The organism is Peptoanaerobacter stomatis, assembly GCF_000238095.2.
In the GTDB taxonomy this organism is placed as follows: Bacteria; Bacillota; Clostridia; order Peptostreptococcales; family Filifactoraceae; genus Peptoanaerobacter; species Peptoanaerobacter stomatis_A.
The window spans coordinates 1,598,419-1,619,367 of the sequence record NZ_JH815225.1 but is presented as its reverse complement, the minus strand read 5'-3'; the positions used below and the strand labels follow the sequence as shown (position 1 = coordinate 1,619,367).

Here is a 20,949-nt window from a genome sequence, read left to right as displayed (position 1 = left end):
TTTTAAATATTTTTTTATATTTTTAAAACAAAAAACACCAAAACTACAAAGTAAACTAACTAAATAAGAACCAATAAACAATATAAAATCATACAATAAGTTTATAACTTATTTATAGCAACAATTATATAGAAATTTAATAACTATTTATTCAAAACTATATCAAAAATACAAATTATTTTCATTTATTTATATTATATATGACTACAAATCATTAATTATAGAAAGATTACAATGATTTTATAAAAATATATATCAAAAAAATAATAATAAAGAAAAATATATAAATAATATTTTAATACTAATAATCATTTATAGTTCAAGTATTTTATATTGAATTACTTTATAATATTTTATTTATTATAAATAATTTTGTTATAGTGTAATTACATGGCTATTTAATTGTTTTTCAGTATAAATAAAAATTTCTATATTGATTACAAAAAAAGCGGAAAGAGGATATTATGAAGTTTAAAATAAATCAAACGCAACTTTCAAAAGCTATTAATATAGTTGCAAAAGCTGTATCTACAAAAACTACTATGGAAATATTAAAAGGTATATATTTTGAAATAGAAGACAACAATCTCGTTCTTACTACAAACAACCTTGAATTAGGTATACAAACAAGTGTACCTTGCGAAGTATATGAAGGTGGTAAGATAGTAATAGAGGCTAAGATAATTTCTGATATAATAAGAAAAATGCCTAATGACACTATACATTTTCAAAGTATTGAAGATACTGATTTTATTGAACTCAGATGTAAAAATTCAAAATTTAATATCAAATATTTAAAATGTGATGATTTTCCAATGCCTGCATATATAGATGAAAGAACATTTGTAAGGCTTGATGCACAAGATTTTAAAGATTTGGTTTTAAAAACAGGATATGCAATATCTAATAACAATCCTAATCCGGTTTATATGTCACACTTTTTTAAAGTAGAAAAAGATGAATTTGTTATGTTTTCAATAGACGGTTTCAGGTTCAGCTTTATGAAGAAAAGATTTGAAGAATCGTCATTTGATGAAAAAAAATTGATATTAAAAGGTAACACTTTAATAGATATCGCTAAAACAATAGAAGATTCTCAAGAAAGTATAAAATTTTCATATGATGATAAGCATATCTGCATAATTATAGATAATACAACAATTACAAGCAATCTTATAGTAGGAAATTTTTTAGATTATGAATCTATAATACCTCAGGCACCTACTTCAACTGCGAAGATAAAATTGTCCGACTTAAAATCAGCAGTGGAAAGAGTATCGCTTTTATCAAATAACAAACTCATAAAATTTGAATCAAAAGATTTTATGATGAATATAACCTCAAGAAATGATCAAATAGGAGATGCGAATGAAATAGTTGACATCGAGTTGAACGGAGAAAACTTTACAATAGCATTTAACTGTGATTATATATTGGATGCAATGAAATATATAGATGATGAATATTTGATTATGAATGTAATAAACAGTGTAAGTCCATGCACAATAACTCCTGAAAGCAATGAAGATTACAAAAATGTAGTGTTACCTGTAAGAATAAGATAGTTATATGAGGAGATTTTTATGAAAATTGGATTTGTCAGTGATACACATGGCGATGAAGAATCTCTTGAAAGAGCTGTATCATTTATGAAAGATTATGATGCCATAATACATACAGGAGATGTATTGTCTTATGGCTACAACTCACCTTGTTTTTTGACAGAATATATAAAGACTTTATCAAATATATATTTTGTAAGGGGCAACGGAGATTATTTTGACGGTATGACGCTAATGAATAAGAGTATTGATGATTTTGAGAAAATATTCACGTTCGGAAATTTGAAAATATTTGCAACTCACGGTTTTGTTCATTCTATAGAGCATTATAAACAAAAAGCTCTTGATGCAAAATGTCAAATATTGGTATACGGTCATACACATGTCAAAAAAATGGAAAAAGTAGGAGATTTAATACTGCTCAATCCGGGCTCAACTTCAAGACCGAGAGATTTTATAAAATCTTTTGCATATCTTGAAGATGATGTTTTAAAACTATATGATTTAGAAACATTTGAAATTTTAGATCAAATGAAAATATTTTATTAATACTAAATACTATTAAAATTAAGATATTTTCAAATAATTAAAGAAATATATGTTTAATAGATAATAGTATAAATATATTTTATATTTTTATAAAAGACTTTATACTTATTATATATTAAATAAGACAGAATAATCTTTAAAAAAAGTACTAATTTTTCAAATAAAACTTTTACTTTTAAATCATAATTTTAAATAAATTTGTTATTACTTTTAAAGATAATATTTGCAAAAATATTATCTTGTTTATTTTAAAAAAATATGGGTATAATCTTCACGAAAATATTAGCATATTAGTATTATATTAAATATTTCATAATATGATTTTTTGTTCATTGAAGATATAAATTTTAATTTATAGCTTTACCTAATTTCGTTAGACTTCATATCAAGTCTTAGTTATGTACAATAAGTACGCTCTTTAGTTTACCTGTATATTTATCCAAAGTTTAAATTAAAATTTATACTATATTTTTGAATATAAATTAAAGGATATTTTTTGGTGAATTAAAACTAAACAGCTTAGTATTAAAATAATGTAAATTATAGTAATTTATAAAAATATTTTGATTATTTTTTATTACTATAGTACTTCATTAACTGCTGTTTGAGTAAAATTTGTTCTATAAAACATATGGAGCAAGACGGACAAATATATCTAAAATGTGTGTGTTGAAACTACATATAAGTGAAAGATATATTAAGTCTAACGATGTAAATGTACAGTTTTAGGACAAATTTCGATAAATTATAATTTATTGAGGAGACAATTTAATGATATTTAACGCAGGAGATTATGACGTAATAGTTGTAGGAGCAGGTCATGCAGGCTGTGAGGCCTCACTTGCATCAGCAAGGATGGGACTAAAAACTCTTGTCATAACACTCTCTTTAGAGGCAATAGGATATCTACCATGCAATCCTTCTATAGGAGGCACAGGTAAAGGGCATCTTGTTAGAGAATTAGATGCACTTGGCGGACAAATGGGTATAAGTGCTGATGCCACTTTTATACAAAGCAGAATGCTTAATACTTCAAAAGGTCCTGCAGTACACTCTTTAAGAGTTCAGTCTGACAAAGAACAATATCACATTCATATGAAAAAAACTTTAGAAGATCAAATAAATTTAGATATAAAAATGGATGAAGTCATAGAACTTTTATCTGATGACAATAAAATAACAGGTGTTGTTACAAAATTAGGAGCAAAATATACTGCTAAAGCTGTTATAATATGTACCGGAGTATATTTGGATTCAAAGGTCTATATAGGAGAAGTAAATTTTAAATCAGGTCCTCTTGGATTAAACGGAGCTTACGGTTTAAGTGAAAGTATAGAAAAATTAGGTATAGAGCTTAGAAAATTTAAAACAGGTACACCTGCAAGAATACACAAAGATTCAATAGATTTCAGTAAGATGAGTATTCAAGACGGAGATGAAAAAATAGTGCCGATGTCATTTTTAAATGAAGGCGAAGATATAGGCACAAACAAAGTAAGTTGTTATTTAACAAGAACTAACGATAAAACTCATGAGATAATAAAAAATAATTTGAAACGTTCATCACTTTTTAGAGGAGATATGGATGCAGTGGCAGGGGCGAGATATTGTCCTTCTATAGAAGATAAAGTCACAAGATTTGCAGACAAGACTTCTCATCAATTTTTTGTTGAGCCTGAAGGGATGGATACTAAAGAATATTATATACAAGGATTTTCTTCATCATTAGCCTATGAAATACAGCTTGAGATGTATCAAACAGTTGCGGGACTTGAAAATTGTAAGATGATGCGTCCTGCATATGCCATAGAATATGATTGTATAGATCCTCTTATATTAAAACCCACACTTGAAACAAAAAAAATTCAAGGGCTTTATTTTGCAGGTCAGATGAACTCTACAAGCGGTTATGAAGAAGCCGCTGCACAAGGTTTGGTAGCAGGTATAAATGCATCTGCAAAAATTCAGGGAAAAAATGAATTTATACTCACAAGAGACAACAGCTATATAGGAGTTCTGATAGACGATTTGGTAACAAAAGGAACTAATGAACCATATAGAATAATGACTTCAAGAGCTGAATATAGATTACTTTTAAGACAGGACAATGCAGATGAAAGATTGACCGAATTTGGAAGATATTACGGATTGGTTGACGATAAAAGATATAATAAATTTATCCAAAAATATAAAGATATAGATGAAGAATTGCAGAGATTGAAAACTCAAAAAGTTAAACCTGATGAAATAAATGAAAAATTATCATCTGTAGGTGAGAGTGATTTATTAGGTCAAATAAGTCTTTATGAGCTTTTAAAAAGACCTAAAGTAACATATACACTATTGGAAGAAATGAATTTGGGAAATAAGTTGTTGAGTGAGGAGGTAAAAAAAAGATGTGAAATAGAGTCTAAATACGAAGGATATATTAAAAAGCAAAAATTACAAGTAGAAAATTTTGTAAAATTAGAAAATAAAAAACTTTCAGACAAGCTTGACTATGAAAACATAAAAGGCTTAAGATTGGAAGCAAGACAAAAATTAAACAAGATAAAACCGATAAATATCGGGCAAGCATCAAGAATATCAGGAGTATCTCCATCAGATATATCAGTATTACTAATATATCTTCAATCTATGAGGGATAAAAAAGATTTATAAAACTATTATTTTTCTGTTTTTAGTAAATAAATTTTGGTATTAAGATTTGTTAAATTTTATCATTTTAATTTTTCATATCCTTTAATTTTAAGAAATATATTTTTCTTAATTTTTTTAATTCTAATTATTTTTATTTTATGTTAATATATGCAAAACTGAATTTTAAAAAAATAATATATAGTATATTGTACAACAGCATTTAAGTTTATATGTTTTGCATACATTCATTATTTCATAATAAAGGAGATTAAAAATGAATCTTAAACAAAAAATGCTTACTTTTATAGGATTACCGGTGTTATTGGTAATATTTTTATTATCAGCAATATCATATTTTTACGCTAATAATGTACTGATAAATGAAGAAAAAAATGCAATGGATGAGATGGCAGAAAAATATGGTGAAAAAATTGAAAAAAAATTATTAAAAAACAGTTCATATTTGGAATCACTTACATTGAAATATTCAAATGATATGCCTAAAGATGATATGTTGTTAAAAGATTTAAACAGTTTTACAACTACATTTGATGAAATAAATTCAATTTATATAGGTTTTCCAAATAAGAAATTTTTAGACGGTGCAGGTTGGATACCTGATTCAAGCTATGATCCTACACAAAGAGGCTGGTACAAAGATGCTTCAAGTACAGATGGTGTAGCTATATCCAAACCTTATATTAATATATCTGATAATCTTTTAGCTATTACATTAAGTAAAAGCATAAAGTCAAATAATTCTCTTTTAGCTGTTTTATCTATAGATATTTCTATGAAAGATTTGGTTGCATTGATAGAAGGAATAACTATAAAAGATACAGGAAAAGCTACATTATACGATAGAGATGGAAATATAGTTGTTCATCCTAAATTTAAATTCGGAGACAATGTAAAAGAAATTGAAAATGGTATATTTAGAGAGTTTGCAGATAAATTTGCAACAGGAGAAAAAGAATTTTTTGAAACAAAAGTAAATGGAGTGGAAAAATTTTATTTCACATATCCTATAAAAGGTACAAGTTTGGTTTTAATGCTTGATGTTCCTAAAAAAGAAGTTCTTGCACACTCAAATAAACTTGCAAAATTTATGTTGATATTGGGAATGGTTTCATTATTAATGATTTCAGCAATTATATATTTTGTATCAATATCTATAACAAAACCTATTACAAAATTAAGTTTATATATACAAAAAATGTCTGAATATGATTTTACTTTAGATAGTACATCTCCTTCATATGTATATTCAAAAAGAAAAGATGAAATAGGTGTAATAGCAAGAGCTGTATTACAATTAAAAAATATGATGAAGGATGTAATGAAGGGTGTAAATGAAGTATCAGCTAAAGTTGCAGCATCATCTGAAGAACTTACAGCTTCAAGTCAACAATCGGCATATACTGCTGAACAATTATCAAAGACTATTGAAGAAATATCACAAGGCGCTATGACTCAAGCTGAAGATATGCAAAAAGGTCAAGAAGCTATGTCAGTTATGCAAAATGTAGTTGAAGAAAATGAAAAAATAATAGAAAATTTAAATTCTACATCAAGAGGAGTATTTGAAGCAAGAGAAAAAGGAATGATTTCAGTAAATGAACTGATACAGGCATCAGAAAAATCTAAGGAATCATCAATAGAAGTAAGTAAAGTTATAAAAAATACAAATGAAAGTGCAAAGCAGATATCATCAGCAAGTGATATGATAAAATCAATAGCTGATCAAACAAATCTTCTTGCATTAAATGCAGCAATAGAAGCAGCAAGAGCAGGAGAGGCAGGAAGAGGATTTGCGGTAGTTGCTGAAGAAATAAGAAAATTGGCAGAACAGTCAAATACATTTACAGAAGAGATAAAAGTTATAGTGTCAAACCTTACTTCAAAAACAGAAGAAGCCGTTAAAATAATGGATGAAGTAGGAGAAATAATGTATAATCAAACAGATAAAGTTGAAAATACTAAAAAACAATTTGACAGAATCTCATTAGAATTGAATAAAAATATACAATCAGTAGAAAATTTGAATAAATCAGGTAAAGATTTGGAAAATACTAAAGAATCATTGCTTAGAATTATAGAAAATCTGTCAGCTTTATCACAACAAAATGCCGCCTCAGCGCAAGAAACAACAGCAAGCATACAAGAGCAAACAGCCTCAGCACAAGAAATAGCACAAGCAAGTTCACATTTAGCAGAAATGGCACAAGATTTAAGTTCAATGGTAGCAAAATTTGAAGTATAAAAACTTTTAAATTCAAAATATAATATTTACAGATTAGATAAATATATAACTGACATAAAATAATAAGATGAAAATAAGACAGGATAATAATTTTGTTATATATTAAAAAAGACAGATGTTTTTAATTAAGTATCTGTCTTTTTTTATACATTATACTTTTATATGATTAATACTATTTCCTGATTATATTAAACTTATATAAAACAATAGTTCAAAAGAGAAAAATAATATATAATCCCTTTCAAAAAAATATCCTCAAAAGTATAACTTTAATGGATTTGAACATATTATCTATTTGGTTGAATATTATTATTAAATTGTGTTATAATAAAAATGCTAAATTGAATGTATTTTTTATTTATTATTACCTATTTATTTAAATTTAGTGTGAATATAGATATTTTTATATTTTAGCTTTACAATATAAGTGCAACACTAAATTATTAATTTTTATTTCTATAAATATTATTTTATAAATTGAAATTTAATTTGTATTTTTAAGTTTAACAGATACTATATATGGTAAATATAGTATGTCATATGTATAATTTCAAATATATTTTACAAAAAAATATACATAAAATATAAAAATGATGGGAGAGTTTATATGAAGTTAAGAAGTAAAATGTTGGCATTCATAGGATTGCCTGTATTATTTGTATTATTGATACTTTCAGTTATATCATACAAATATTCAGACAGTTTATTAGTTAACGAATCAAAAAATTCAATGAAAATGACAGCAGAAAAATATGGCTCGGATATAGAAAGTATAATGTCAAAAAATACAGCATATGTAGATATCATAGCATTGCAATTAGCTAATGAAACAAACTCTAATGAAAGAATATTAGATACTTTGAGGCATTATTCAAAAAGTATTCCTAATACATTAGGTTTTTTTATGGGTTTTGAAAATGGAGAATATTTGGACGGAACTGATTGGGTGCCTGATGCATCATTTGACCATAAGACAAGAGAATGGTATAAAAATGCAATTGCAAATGATATAATTGCAATCTCAAAACCGTATTTAAATGCAACTGATAATGCATTGATAGTATCTATAAGCAAACAAGTAAAATCAGACGGTAAATTAAAAGGAATTGTAGCGACAGACATATCAACAAAAGAATTAGTGGAAATGGTAAACAGCATAAAGATAAAAGACACAGGAGCAGCATTCTTGTTAGACGGAGACGGAAACTTTATGGTGCACTCAAAATACACACTTACAGACAATATAGCAACAGTAGAAAACGGAGCATTACAACCATTTATGGATAAATTTTTAGACACCGAATCAGACTTTTTTGAGGCAAAAGTAGGAGGAGTGCAAAGATTTTATTTCACATACCCGATAAAAAACACAAGTTGGGTATTAGCCCTATCAGTACCAAAAGCAGAAGTATTAGAAGGCTCATCAACATTAGGTAAATTTATGCTATTAATAAGCATAATATCACTGATAATAGTAATAGCAGTAATATACTTAGTAGCAAACTCAATAACAATACCAATAATAAAACTAAGCGAATGCGTAAAAGGAATGGCAGAGTACGATTTAACCCTAACAGAAAAATCAGCCTCAGTAATATACTCAAAAAATAAAGACGAAATAGGAATAATATCAAGAGCCTTAATACAAGTAAAAACAACAATGAAAGAAATAATGACAAACGTAAACGATTTGGCAAGTCAAGTATCAGCCTCATCAGAAGAATTAACAGCAACAAGTGAACAATCAGCCCAAGGAGCAGAACAAATATCAAGAGCAATAAACGACATATCCCAAGGAGCAATGACCCAAGCAGAAGACATGCAAAGAGGAGCAGAATCCATGGAAGTAATGGAAAAAGCCCTAAAACAAACAGAAGAAATAATAGAAAAACTAAACCAAACAACAAAACAAGTATACGAAGCAAAAGAAAACGGAATGACAGCCCTAAGAGGATTAATAAAAGCAACAGAAGAATCACAAACAGCAGCAGGAGGAGTAGCGCAAGTAATCCAAAACACAAACGAAAGCGCAATAAAAATAGAATCAGCAAGCGACATGATAAAATCAATATCAGACCAAACAAATCTGTTAGCCCTAAACGCAGCAATAGAAGCAGCAAGAGCCGGAGAAGCAGGGAGAGGATTTGCAGTAGTAGCAGAAGAAATAAGGAAATTAGCAGAACAATCAAACACATTCACAGAAGAAATAAAAGAGATAGTATCAGAGCTTACAGAAAAGACAGGACAAGCAGTAGAGACAATGGAGAAAGTAGGAAAGATAGTAGAGCAGCAATCAGTAAAAGTAGAAGACACAAGAGAACAATTCAACATAATATCAAAAGAATTAGACAACAATAAAGAAGCAGTAGAGAAATTAAATGAGTCAGGAAAAGAATTAGAAAAGACAAAAGAAAGTCTGATGGGAATAATAGAAAGTCTATCAGCCCTATCAGAAGAAAATGCAGCATCAGTACAAGAGACATCAGAGACAGTAGAAGAACAGACAGCATCATCTGAAGAGATAGCAGCATCAAGTGCACACTTAGCAGATATGGCACAAGAGATGAGCGAGATGGTAGCTAAATTTAATCTTTAAAAATTTTAACATATAAATTAATTTAACTACAATAAAAATCATTATAATATATTTATTTTATTAAATAAATTTAGTTGTATTTTATATTAATATGAATATTTGAAATAAAAATGGCTATTTTCAATTAAATTTGATAATAGCCATTTTTATTGTAGCTTTAGCGAAAATAAACCCCCAGTTCAACTGGGGGAATAAAATTCTTTAGATAAAAGTAGCCTCCTTTTGCTATAATAAGTATAGGTCCGCCAACCTATAATAAAAAGCAAAAGGAGGAAAGTCTAATGAAAGACATAAATAGTTTATCACATTCTAAGTGGAGATGCCAGTATCATATAGTATTTGCTCCAAAATTTAGAAGAAAAGAAATATATGCAAAAATAAAAAGTGATATAGGAAAAATATTAAGAAAGTTATGTGAACAAAAAGGAGTAGAAATAATACAAGCCCAAGCATGTCCAGACCACATTCATATGTTAGTTAGTATACCCCCAAGTATAAGTGTGTCACAATTTATGGGATATTTAAAAGGAAAAAGTAGTTTAATGATATTTGATAGGCATGCAAATTTAAAATATAAATATGGAAATAGACATTTTTGGTGCAGAGGATATTATGTAGATACAGTAGGAAGAAATAAGAAAGCGATAGAAAAATATATAAAAAATCAACTACAAGAAGATATAATGAATGACCAAATATCATTCAAAGAATATATTGACCCGTTTACGGGTAGCAAGAATACAAAGGCATAAAAAAAGCTGCTTTAGCAGTAGCCTGAAAATATTATACGGTTGACGGACTTATTCAGTACCTCTTGAGAGGTTGTAAGTAATATGCCCTTATAGGGCTAGTGCAAACCACCAGTTCAACTGGTGGTTATGATTTTTATAATTATTGTAAAAAAACATAGCCTTTAATTTTTGATTTAAGAAGAGTTTATAAAAAAATAGATGAATTATATTATAAAAATAAAAATACTCTTAAAACTAATTTAAATGAATTTTAAGACTATATTATTATTTATCTTAATTTTATATTTATAATATTAAACATTATTACAAAAAAATATATAATTTATTGTTTTAAAAAATATAAATTATTAAGAGTATAATCTAATACAGTTTTGATTAGTGTTTAGTATAAAATATAAAAAGTTCAATTAATATTAGCTTATAATTGACAAAAAAAATATAAATAGTATAATTAAAATGTAAAATTTAGAATGCTTACACTCAGTTAGTGGAGGTAAATATGCAAGAGTTTGATAAAAAAATAATTTCTGTTATATCACAAGATCCGGAAGAAATATTGATACATCTTAATGAGTTTAAAGAGTTGATGTTATATTACAAGTCGGCAATAAGAGAAGTAAGAACGAAATTGGAAGTGTTAAATGATGATATATCTATAAAAAATCAGCGTAATCCTATACAATTTGTAAAGAGCAGGCTCAAAAAGCCTTCAAGTATAGCACAAAAATTAAGACGAAGAGGATTGGAAATAAGTACCCAATCAATAAGAGAAAATCTTACAGATGTAGCCGGTATCAGAGTAGTTTGCAGTTTTGTAGACGATATATATGATATAGCAGAGATGCTTGAGTTACAAGATGACATAAAGATAATAGAAGTTAAAGATTATATAAAAAATCCAAAGCCTAATGGATATAGTTCACTTCATTTAATAGTAGAGATACCGATATATCTTTCTCAAAAAAAAGAATGTATAAAATTGGAATTACAGATAAGAACAATAGCTATGGACTTTTGGGCATCATTGGAGCATCAAATGAAATATAAAAAGACTATGAAAGAAGCACCTGAAATTATAAAAGAATTGAAAAAATGTGCAGATAAAATATATCAGATAGATGAGCATATGCTTAAAATCAGAAAAAAAATAGAAAAACTTGATATAAGCGAAGATAATACTTATTTTTAAAAAATATTTCAGCAAAAAGTGGAACTTGGTTCCACTTTTTTTATGTTAATACTAAAATCTTATTAGAATTATGAAAATTTATAAGTAGTTTTATAAAAGTGTTATACTTAACTTGATTATCTATCATTAATTTTTAAAATAAAACATTTATATTAATGCTGTATAATTATGTTATCTGTCTATAATTTTATTAGATAGTAATATAAACTTGTGTAATTTTATACTAAACACTATTACAAAGTATAAAATCTATAAACTTTATATAATCTATTATTTTTAAAATTTTAGATGTGTAATTATAATGTATTTTTAATAGTGTTTAGTGTTAGCTGTAATAAAAAATCATACTAATTTTATGTATTTTATGGTATAATATATAAGTTAAGGAAGTGATAAGACATTATTATTTTGTAAAAATATATTTTTTTATATATTGATTTTATGAAAAATAATCATAATCTTAAATGATTTGTTGAGAATAAATTTGAAAGGATGTATTGTTTTTGATGGATAATGATATAAATCAAACTGCATATGGAGCTGAGCAGATACAGGTACTTGAAGGTCTTGAACCTGTAAGAAAAAGACCAGGTATGTATATAGGCTCTACAGGCAGTAAAGGACTTCATCACCTTGTATATGAAGTTGTTGATAATGCTATAGATGAGGCTCTTGCAGGTTTTTGTGACAAAATTTATGTTTCGATAGATGTAAATAATGGAATTACAGTAATAGATAATGGTAGAGGTATACCTGTAGAAGTACATCCAAAAACAGGAAAGTCTACTTTGGAGACAGTGCTTACAGTATTACACGCCGGTGGTAAATTCGGTGCAGGCGGATATAAAGTATCAGGAGGTTTGCACGGAGTCGGTGTGTCTGTTGTAAATGCACTTTCTAAATCGCTCACTGCAGTTGTAAAAAAAGAGGGTAAAATATATAAACAAGAATTTGAATATGGAAATGCAGTTACAGATATTAAGCAGATTGGTACTTGTCCTTTGGAGGAAACAGGTACTTGTATAAGTTTTTTGCCTGATGAAAAAATATTTGATGAAACTATATACAGTTTTGAAACATTGGAGCATAGATTAAGAGAGCTTGCTTTTCTTAATAAGGGTATATCAATTACACTTGAAGACAACAGAACTTCTGATAAAATATCTAAGACTTATCATTATACAGGCGGTATAATTGAATATGTTAAGTCTATGAACAAGTCAAAAGAACCGCTTCATGAAGATGTTATATATTTTGATAAAATTGACGGTACTTATGATATAGAGATAGCTATGCAGTATACTGATGCTTATAGCGAAAATATATATTCATTTGCTAATAATATTAATACAGTTGAAGGTGGTATGCACCTTATAGGTTTTAAATCAGCTCTTACAAGAGTTATAAATGATTATGCAAGAAAAAATAACTATTTGAAAGAAAAAGATGAAAATTTTACAGGTGAAGATATTAGAGAGGGTTTGACTGCAATAATATCAGTAAAATTGCCTGATCCTCAATATGAAGGTCAAACAAAAACAAAGCTGGGCAATCCTCAAATACGTTCTTCTGTTGAACAAGTTACGGTTGAAGAAATAAATATATTTTTAGAGGAAAATCCTGCTTGTGCAAGAATAATAATGGAAAAATGTATGCGCTCACAGCGTGCAAGACAAGCTGCTAAAAGAGCCAGAGATTTGACAAGAAGAAAAGGTATATTGGAAAGTACTTCTTTGCCTGGAAAATTGGCTGATTGCAGAGAAAAAGATCCTTCAAAATCAGAAATATTTATAGTCGAAGGGGATTCAGCAGGCGGTTCTGCAAAAGAGGGTAGAAATTCACAAAATCAAGCTATATTACCACTTAGAGGTAAGATATTGAATGTTGAAAAATCAAGATTGGACAAAGCTCTACAATCAGATACTATAAAAAATATGATTACCGCTTTCGGATGTGGAATAGGCTCTGAATATGATGAGAGCAAATTGAGATATCATAAGATAATAATAATGTCGGATGCCGATGTTGACGGTGCACATATAAGGACACTTATACTCACATTCTTTTTCAGATATATGCGTCCTCTTATAGAAAACGGATATGTGTATATAGCTCAACCGCCATTATTTTCAATAGAAAAAGGTAAGAAAACTTTCTATGCTTATTCTCCTGAAGAATTGGAACAAAAATTGAATGAGATAGGTAGAGAAAGAGTGCTTGTCAGCAGAAACAAAGGTCTTGGAGAAATGGACGCAGAGGAACTTGGAGATACTACAATGGATCCTAAGAACAGAGTGTTGTTAAAAGTTAATTTGGAAGATGCGGCAGAGGCTGATGAAATTTTTAGTGTATTAATGGGAGATAAGGTAGAACCAAGACGTGATTTTATACAACAAAATGCCAGATATGTAGAAAATTTGGATATATAATTTTGAATATCAGTTTTTTGATTTAAAAATCAATTTATTATTAATTTTTTGAATTTTACATGAATTTGCTTATGAAATAAATTATTTAATACTGACATCTGTTTTAAATATGGATATTATCATCTTATAAATATATATTATTTTTTTGTGAATTTAAAAATAATTATCCATTGTTTAATCAGATGACAGTAATACTTTAAATTAAGATATGTTTAAATTGTTTTGTGAAATATATTTTTTGAAGATGTTTATACAAAATTGCTTTTAGCAAAACATATTTGATCATTATATTAAAAAAATCTATATGAAATACTTATTTTATATAACAAGGAGATAAAATGAGCGACGATATACAAATAGATGATATACACGGTAAGATAGAAGATGTAGACCTGAAAAAACAAATGGAAAAATGCTATATAGATTATTCTATGAGCGTTATTATAGGTCGTGCTCTTCCTGATATAAGAGACGGTTTAAAACCTGTTCACAGAAGAATACTTTATTCTATGAGTGAACTTGGACTTACTCCTGATAAGCCGTTTCATAAATCAGCCAATGTAGTAGGACATACTATGGCATATTATCATCCGCATGGAGATTCTTCTATATATGATGCGATGGTAAGAATGGCTCAGGATTTTTCTATGAGATATATGCTTGTCGAAGGAAAGGGTAACTTCGGTACATTAGACGGAGATCCGCCTGCTGCATACAGATATACTGAAGCAAAGATGAATAAAATTTCATCAGAAATGCTTAGAGATTTGAACAAGGATACTGTAGATTTCAGACCTAATTTTGATGAGAAAAAACAAGAACCTGTAGTATTGCCGTCAAGATTTCCGAATTTACTTGTAAACGGATCAAACGGTATAGCAGTAGGTATGGCAACATCAATACCTCCTCACAATCTAAAAGAAGTCATAAATGGTACTATAACTCTTATAGATGATAAAGAAGCTACATTGGATGATGTAATGCAGCATATAAAAGGTCCTGATTTTCCAACCGGCGCAGTTATTATGGGAAAAGATGCAATAAGAAAAGCATATGAAACAGGCAGAGGAAAAGTAGTAGTAAGAGCAAAATCAGAGATAGAAGAATTACCTAATGGAAAATCTGAAATAATAATAAGACAAATACCTTATCAAGTTAATAAAGCAACTTTGGTAGAAAAAATTGGACAGCTTGTAAGAGATAAAAAAATAGAAGGAATAACAGATTTAAGAGATGAATCAAGCAAAAAAACAGGTATAAAAATTGTAGTAGAAACAAGAAGAGATGTGAACCCTACAATAGTTTTAAATAATTTATATAAACATTCTCAACTTCAAGAAGTATATTCTATGATTTTATTATCAATAGTAGATGGAGAGCCTAAGATACTGAATCTTGTGGACATACTCAAATACTATATAAATTATCAAAAGGAAGTTGTAACAAGAAGAACAAAGTTTGATTTAAACAAAGCTGAAGAAAGACTTCATTTATTATTAGGATTATTAATAGCAATAGATAATATAGATGAAGTAATAAATATAATAAGAAATTCATATTCAGATGCTCAAGAAAAATTGATGAGCAGATTTGACTTATCTGAAGTCCAAGCAACAGCAATATTGGATATGAGACTGAGAAGACTTCAAGGTTTGGAAAAAGAAAAGCTTGAAGAAGAAAAATTGGAATTAAATAAAAAGATAGAATATTACAATTCAATATTGGCAAGTGAAGAAAAGTTGTTATCTATAATCAAAGAAGAAATGATAGAAATAAGAGACAAATATAAGGATGCAAGAAGAACACAGATAATAGCAAAACAAGAAGAAATAGATATAAAAGATACTATACCGAATGAAGATGTTACAATAACACTTACTCATCAAGGTTATATAAAAAGATTGCCGGTAGACACTTATAAGGCTCAAAAAAGAGGCGGTAAAGGTATAGCATCAATGACTACAAAAGAAGAAGACTTTGTTGAAAAATTGATAATAACTTCAAATCACGAAAAACTTCTATTTATAACAACTTTAGGTAAAATATATACGCTTAATGCCTATGAAGTACCACAAGTATCAAGAACTGCAAAGGGAACAAATGTTATAAACTTGTTACCGCTCGAAAAAGGTGAGAGCATAACAAGTATAATAACTACAAAAGCAGATCAAGACAATAATTATCTTGTTATGTGTACTAAAAAAGGTGTTATAAAGAAAACAAAAGTATCTGAATTCACCAAGAGCAAGCGACAAGGACTTATAGCAATAAGTTTGGATGAAGGAGATGAGCTTGTAAATTCATTGTTGACACAAGATAATTCTCAATTTATCATAATAACTAAAAAAGGTATGGCTATAATGTTTGAAGATAAGCAGATACGCCCTATGGGAAGACAAGCAAGAGGAGTAAGAGGTATCAAGCTCAAAGGTGATGATGAAGTGGTATCTGTAGAGATAGCATCACAAGATAAGCAACTCTTAATAATATCTGAAAAAGGATACGGTAAAAGAACTGATATAAATAAATATAAAGTTCAATCAAGAGGTGGAGTAGGTTTAAAAACTTACAAAATCACAGAAAAAACAGGAAATATTGCAGATGCAAAAGTAGTAGACGAAAAAGACGAAGTTATGATAATAAATTCAGATGGAACGTTGATAAGAACAGAAGTATCTGAAATATCAGTATTGTCAAGAGATACAAGCGGTGTGAAAGTTATGAGAAGCACAGAAAATGACATAATATCAGCAATAGAAATAATAGCTAATGATGATGGCGAAGACGAATAATTTTATTCATGATATTTATTTTGATATTTTCAGTAAAAAAATAATGTAAAGTCATTTATTTTAAGTTATTATGATAAAAAATAATAAATTGCTTTTAAACATTTTTTGCAATGTAGTAACAGTTTTATAGTAAAATAAAAAAATGGAGAATTCAAATAAAATATTGTATAATAACTTTGTAATAAAAAATACAATAATAAAAATACATTTTGAAACAAATTTAAGTAAAGGAGAACAGCTATGAGAAGATGCCCGTTTTTAACATTTGTATTCGGATTATTTTTTGGTGTTATAATTGGAGTTTTAATAGCTCCAAAAAGCGGTAAAGAACTTAGAGTGGAACTTAGTGAAAAAGCCGACGATACAAAAAAAACAATTAAAAAAAGAGCAAGTGACGCACGTTACGACATAGACGGAGTAAAGGACACAATAAAAGATACAATAACATTATATACAGGTGCATCAATACAAGATGTAGAAGAAGAAAGCGTGTTTGAAAGAGAATTTGACGTATAATTTTATATAAATTACAAATTCTATATGTTTAACAAAAACTTGCAAAACTTGGAGTTTTAAAGGAGGAGCGTATGTGGGAAGTAGGAATATTACTCATAGGTGTAGGATTTTTATTTTTCAGCGTATACTTGGGAATGGTATTAAAAAATGCCAGTGACACAATCAAAGAAGTAAATAGAATAATTATCAGAAATTCAAGAGAAATAGAAGAATTGATAATATCAAGTTCAGGCATACTTACATCTGTAAATTCATTATCAGGAGTTGTATCAGGTGTATCAAGAGCAACAGCTTTTTCGGCAGCAGCAAAAGGAGCGATGTCGATAGCACAAATGAGAAAAAATAGACAGAAAGGGAGGAATTAGCAAGTGTCTTTAAATGTAGATGTTAATTTTAATAAAACAGATGATAAGTGGAATGTAGCATTAGAAGGAGAAATTGATATATACACAGCTACAAAATTGAAAGAATCCCTAAGCGTGATAAACGAAGAAAATATAAAAGATGTCGTAATAAATATGCAGAATTTGGAATATATAGACTCCACAGGACTTGGAATTTTAGTAGGTGTATTAAAAAGATTAAAACAAAAAGAAAAGGATATATATATATTAAATACTAAAGCAAATGTAAAAAAAATATTCACAATTACAGGATTAGATAAAATATTTAAATTGGAGGGATAAATTTGTCAAATCAAAATTCCGATTATATGAAGAGTATAGACAAAGTTAATATGTCTCTTCCTTGCAAAGCTGAATATGTTGGAGTTGTAAGACTTACGGTATCTGCAATAGCAAATAGAATGGGATTCAATATAGAAGAAATAGAAGATATAAAAGTAGCAGTAGCAGAAGGATGCACCAATGCTATAAAGCATGGCTTGGATGAAAAGTTTGACATAAATATAGATGTATTTGAAAATAAGCTGCAAATACAAATAAGAGATACAGGCAAAGGATATAAAGTTGAAGAAGTAGGAAGTCCGGATCTTAGCAATCCTAAAGAAGGAGGACTTGGAATATTCATAATTAAAACTTTAATGGACGAAGTAGAGCTTAAATCTCAAATAGGTATTGGAAGCGAAATAAAAATGGTTAAATTCTTAGGAGATGGTAGATAATGCAAGATACTCCCTAAAGAAAGGAGTCAAAGGAAAATACTATGAGCATTATTAATAAATATGACCATTATGACGATAAAGAATTGTTTTCTATTTATAGCAGTGACAAAAATATAGAAATAAGAAACGAATTAATTAAGAGAAATCTATATATAGCTGAGATACTGTCAAAAAAATATATAAATAAAGGTATAGAATATGAAGACATATATCAAGTAGCATCACTTGGATTGATATTTGCTATAGAAAGATATGACATATCAAAAGGGTTTGAATTTTCATCATTTGCAACGCCAACGATAATAGGCGAAATAAAAAAATACTTTAGAGATAAAGGTTGGTCAATAAGAGTACCAAGAAGAATACAAGAATTATCAAAAAGAGTAAATCAAGTAAAAATTGAGTTACAACAAGAAACACATAAAGTACCTAAAATATCAGATATAGCCGAAAGATTGGGATGCACACAAGAAGAAGTTATAGAAACCTTGGATGCATCACACGCATATGCTCCAATATCCCTTGATATCAAATACGATAATGAAGGAGAAGAAAAAGATGTAGCATTACACGAACTTATCGGTGAAGATGACAGGAGATTTTTAGAAATAGAAGACAATGACTTCTTTAAACACATGATGAGTCAATTAACAGAAGTAGAAAGAAAAATAATAATAGACAGATATTTTGAAAATAAAACACAGATGGTAGTGGCAAACGAATTAGAAGTATCACAGATGACAGTATCAAGGATGGAAAAAAAGATATTGGCAAAATTAAAAAAAGAATATGAAAGACAATTATAATATGATTTTTAAAATATCCTTATTTAAAATATAAGGATATTTTTTTGCAAAAAATTAACATTAATTTAAAACTAATTTAATGAAAAACATAGTATAATATGAGATATATTTGAACATATCTTAATTTAAATAGATTTTATACTACTATATAATAAAATTATGTATATTATATAACATTAACTATTATAAATTTCCATTACTCTATAAGATTTCAGTATTAGTATAAAATTAACATTAATATAAAATGTTTCACGTGAAACAATTGGAGGAAAATATGAAAAATAAGAAAATATTAGCTGTTTTATTAAGTTTAGGAATGATGTTTAACTCTACAGCTTGTAATGCCACAACAAAAACATCAACAGGACAAACAAAAACAACAGTTACACAACAAAAACAAGAAGAAGTTAAAATTCCTAAAGAAAATAATAAACTTACAGAACAACAAGTATTCGACAAATTAAAAAAATCATTAGAAAATTTAAAATCAGTAACAGCAAATTATAAAGTAAAAGTCTCACAATTAGATTCAGCAGGCAAAGAAACTGGAAAAGGTAATAATGTAGATATAACATCAAAGATAATATATTCAGATAAAAAAGACAAAGACGGCTTTAAAACTGTATCTAAAATGTATGACGAAACAAACATAGACGGAGTAAAAACAAAAGCATATGTAGATATGATAAAAAATAAAATATACTTAGACAGTGATCAAAAAGGACTGAAAGAATATACAGGACAAGATATGAAACCTCAAACAGAAAGCAGTTATATAGGAATGGTAAAAGCCTTCAGTTTATCAACAAATTTGTCACAAGATAAAAGATTTAAAATGACAGAAACAGATACAACATACGACTTCACATATAAAGGTAAAAATGGAGATTTGTTTTATATGGTAGACGGATTGTTCGGCTTAGGAATAGAATTGAACAAATTAGATGATGTAGAAGTAAATCTGACATATAAGATAAGTAAAAAAGACTTTTCAATAATAGAAGTCACACATGAAGTAAAACAAACAGTAGACAATATAAATTATAAATCAATCGGACAATTTAAGCTATTAAGCATAAACGATATAAAAGAAATAGAAGAAGCAAAAGATTTAAAATAACAAATATAAAGTAAGTTATATGATAAGTATACTATTATTTAATTAAACGTAAGTATTTTTTAGTATAAAACTTAAAATATAACTTACTTTTTTAATTAATACTAAAATATTTATACTAAACTTCCACAAAATAACTAAACAAAATAGAAAAATAAGATATAATACCTTTCAAAAGAGATATGCTCAAAAGCATAACTTTAAGGGATTTGAACATGATATCTATTTGGTTGAATATTGGTATTATAAAATAACAGAAAAACATAATAATTAATTTTTCAAATAAATATTTTTGTTTTCGAAAACTCTATTATACAAGTTTTTATTTTCTAAGTCATTATTTTTTTATTAAGTGTTGCACTTATATTGTAAACCTAATATTATAAGATAGTATAATTAAAAATCAGAACGAAAAAACAAAATAATAGAATAAAGTATATAATCAAATAAAGGATAAAAAACAATAAAAATAATAAAAAGGACAAGAAAATAAAAAAAGTGAAAAAAAATAAAAAAAACTGTTGACTAAGCATAAGTAAATATGATAATATGATAAAGCTCTCAGTGAGAGAGTAAAAAAAGAAAATAAAAAAAGTAAAAAAAAGTACTTGACAG

General features: G+C 27.7%; 15 protein-coding genes. All 15 read left to right on the top strand.

Annotated elements, in window-relative coordinates; genetic code table 11:
* The first annotated feature begins 464 nt into the window (after nucleotides 1–464).
* The 15 genes from dnaN (at nucleotide 465) to HMPREF9630_RS07025 (ending at nucleotide 20,337) form a co-directional block, all read left to right on the top strand.
* Nucleotides 465–1,565 (top strand): DNA polymerase III subunit beta, encoded by a 1,101-nt coding sequence (gene dnaN / locus HMPREF9630_RS07095; protein WP_009527822.1) that lies wholly within the window; start codon nucleotides 465–467, stop codon nucleotides 1,563–1,565.
* Nucleotides 1,566–1,583: 18 nt separating this feature from the next.
* Nucleotides 1,584–2,111: a phosphodiesterase gene (gene yfcE / locus HMPREF9630_RS07090; protein ID WP_009527821.1), complete on the top strand. Its 528-nt coding sequence runs from the start codon at nucleotides 1,584–1,586 to the stop codon at nucleotides 2,109–2,111.
* A 771-nt stretch (nucleotides 2,112–2,882) separates the two neighbouring features.
* Nucleotides 2,883–4,772 (top strand): tRNA uridine-5-carboxymethylaminomethyl(34) synthesis enzyme MnmG, encoded by a 1,890-nt coding sequence (gene mnmG, locus HMPREF9630_RS07085; RefSeq protein ID WP_009527820.1) that lies wholly within the window; start codon nucleotides 2,883–2,885, stop codon nucleotides 4,770–4,772.
* 253 nt (nucleotides 4,773–5,025) lie between these two features.
* On the top strand, nucleotides 5,026–7,014 hold the full coding sequence (locus tag HMPREF9630_RS07080) for a methyl-accepting chemotaxis protein (RefSeq protein ID WP_009527819.1): 1,989 nt from the start codon (nucleotides 5,026–5,028) through the stop codon (nucleotides 7,012–7,014).
* Nucleotides 7,015–7,621: 607 nt separating this feature from the next.
* A complete protein-coding gene (locus HMPREF9630_RS07075; protein WP_009527818.1) occupies nucleotides 7,622–9,610 on the top strand; it encodes a methyl-accepting chemotaxis protein in 1,989 nt (662 codons plus the stop codon).
* Nucleotides 9,611–9,891: 281 nt separating this feature from the next.
* On the top strand, nucleotides 9,892–10,362 hold the full coding sequence (tnpA, locus tag HMPREF9630_RS07070; RefSeq protein ID WP_009527817.1) for an IS200/IS605 family transposase: 471 nt from the start codon (nucleotides 9,892–9,894) through the stop codon (nucleotides 10,360–10,362).
* Nucleotides 10,363–10,861: 499 nt separating this feature from the next.
* Nucleotides 10,862–11,551, top strand: a complete 690-nt coding sequence (locus HMPREF9630_RS07065) for a GTP pyrophosphokinase (RefSeq protein ID WP_009527816.1) — start codon at nucleotides 10,862–10,864, stop codon at nucleotides 11,549–11,551.
* A gap of 506 nt (nucleotides 11,552–12,057) precedes the next feature.
* Nucleotides 12,058–13,980 (top strand): DNA topoisomerase (ATP-hydrolyzing) subunit B, encoded by a 1,923-nt coding sequence (gene gyrB / locus HMPREF9630_RS07060; RefSeq protein WP_176662123.1) that lies wholly within the window; start codon nucleotides 12,058–12,060, stop codon nucleotides 13,978–13,980.
* A 338-nt stretch (nucleotides 13,981–14,318) separates the two neighbouring features.
* The gene (gene gyrA, locus HMPREF9630_RS07055) at nucleotides 14,319–16,772 is read left to right on the top strand and encodes a DNA gyrase subunit A (protein WP_009527814.1); all 2,454 of its coding nucleotides are present in this window, start codon (nucleotides 14,319–14,321) and stop codon (nucleotides 16,770–16,772) included.
* A 240-nt stretch (nucleotides 16,773–17,012) separates the two neighbouring features.
* Nucleotides 17,013–17,288, top strand: a complete 276-nt coding sequence (locus HMPREF9630_RS07050) for a YtxH domain-containing protein (RefSeq protein WP_009526428.1) — start codon at nucleotides 17,013–17,015, stop codon at nucleotides 17,286–17,288.
* 71 nt (nucleotides 17,289–17,359) lie between these two features.
* Complete coding sequence (locus HMPREF9630_RS07045; RefSeq protein ID WP_009527813.1) at nucleotides 17,360–17,653, top strand: DUF948 domain-containing protein; 294 nt, start codon at nucleotides 17,360–17,362, stop codon at nucleotides 17,651–17,653.
* Between the two features lie 3 nt (nucleotides 17,654–17,656).
* Nucleotides 17,657–17,974: an STAS domain-containing protein gene (locus HMPREF9630_RS07040; RefSeq protein WP_009527812.1), complete on the top strand. Its 318-nt coding sequence runs from the start codon at nucleotides 17,657–17,659 to the stop codon at nucleotides 17,972–17,974.
* A gap of 2 nt (nucleotides 17,975–17,976) precedes the next feature.
* Entirely contained in the window at nucleotides 17,977–18,411 is a 435-nt protein-coding gene (locus HMPREF9630_RS07035) for an ATP-binding protein (RefSeq protein ID WP_009527811.1), read from the top strand.
* Between the two features lie 41 nt (nucleotides 18,412–18,452).
* On the top strand, nucleotides 18,453–19,217 hold the full coding sequence (locus HMPREF9630_RS07030; RefSeq protein ID WP_009527810.1) for a SigB/SigF/SigG family RNA polymerase sigma factor: 765 nt from the start codon (nucleotides 18,453–18,455) through the stop codon (nucleotides 19,215–19,217).
* 274 nt (nucleotides 19,218–19,491) lie between these two features.
* Complete coding sequence (locus tag HMPREF9630_RS07025; protein WP_009527809.1) at nucleotides 19,492–20,337, top strand: hypothetical protein; 846 nt, start codon at nucleotides 19,492–19,494, stop codon at nucleotides 20,335–20,337.
* Nucleotides 20,338–20,949 lie beyond the last annotated feature (612 nt).

Excerpts from the sequence above, each read along its gene's own strand:
- dnaN (WP_009527822.1), top strand. The coding sequence starts at position 465 with ATGAAGTTTAAAATAAATCAAACGCAACTTTCAAAAGCTATTAATATA.
- yfcE (WP_009527821.1), top strand. The coding sequence starts at position 1,584 with ATGAAAATTGGATTTGTCAGTGATACACATGGCGATGAAGAATCTCTT.
- mnmG (WP_009527820.1), top strand. The coding sequence starts at position 2,883 with ATGATATTTAACGCAGGAGATTATGACGTAATAGTTGTAGGAGCAGGT.
- HMPREF9630_RS07080 (WP_009527819.1), top strand. The coding sequence starts at position 5,026 with ATGAATCTTAAACAAAAAATGCTTACTTTTATAGGATTACCGGTGTTA.
- HMPREF9630_RS07075 (WP_009527818.1), top strand. The coding sequence starts at position 7,622 with ATGAAGTTAAGAAGTAAAATGTTGGCATTCATAGGATTGCCTGTATTA.
- tnpA (WP_009527817.1), top strand. The coding sequence starts at position 9,892 with ATGAAAGACATAAATAGTTTATCACATTCTAAGTGGAGATGCCAGTAT.
- HMPREF9630_RS07065 (WP_009527816.1), top strand. The coding sequence starts at position 10,862 with ATGCAAGAGTTTGATAAAAAAATAATTTCTGTTATATCACAAGATCCG.
- gyrB (WP_176662123.1), top strand. The coding sequence starts at position 12,058 with ATGGATAATGATATAAATCAAACTGCATATGGAGCTGAGCAGATACAG.
- gyrA (WP_009527814.1), top strand. The coding sequence starts at position 14,319 with ATGAGCGACGATATACAAATAGATGATATACACGGTAAGATAGAAGAT.
- HMPREF9630_RS07050 (WP_009526428.1), top strand. The coding sequence starts at position 17,013 with ATGAGAAGATGCCCGTTTTTAACATTTGTATTCGGATTATTTTTTGGT.
- HMPREF9630_RS07045 (WP_009527813.1), top strand. The coding sequence starts at position 17,360 with ATGTGGGAAGTAGGAATATTACTCATAGGTGTAGGATTTTTATTTTTC.
- HMPREF9630_RS07030 (WP_009527810.1), top strand. The coding sequence starts at position 18,453 with ATGAGCATTATTAATAAATATGACCATTATGACGATAAAGAATTGTTT.
- HMPREF9630_RS07025 (WP_009527809.1), top strand. The coding sequence starts at position 19,492 with ATGAAAAATAAGAAAATATTAGCTGTTTTATTAAGTTTAGGAATGATG.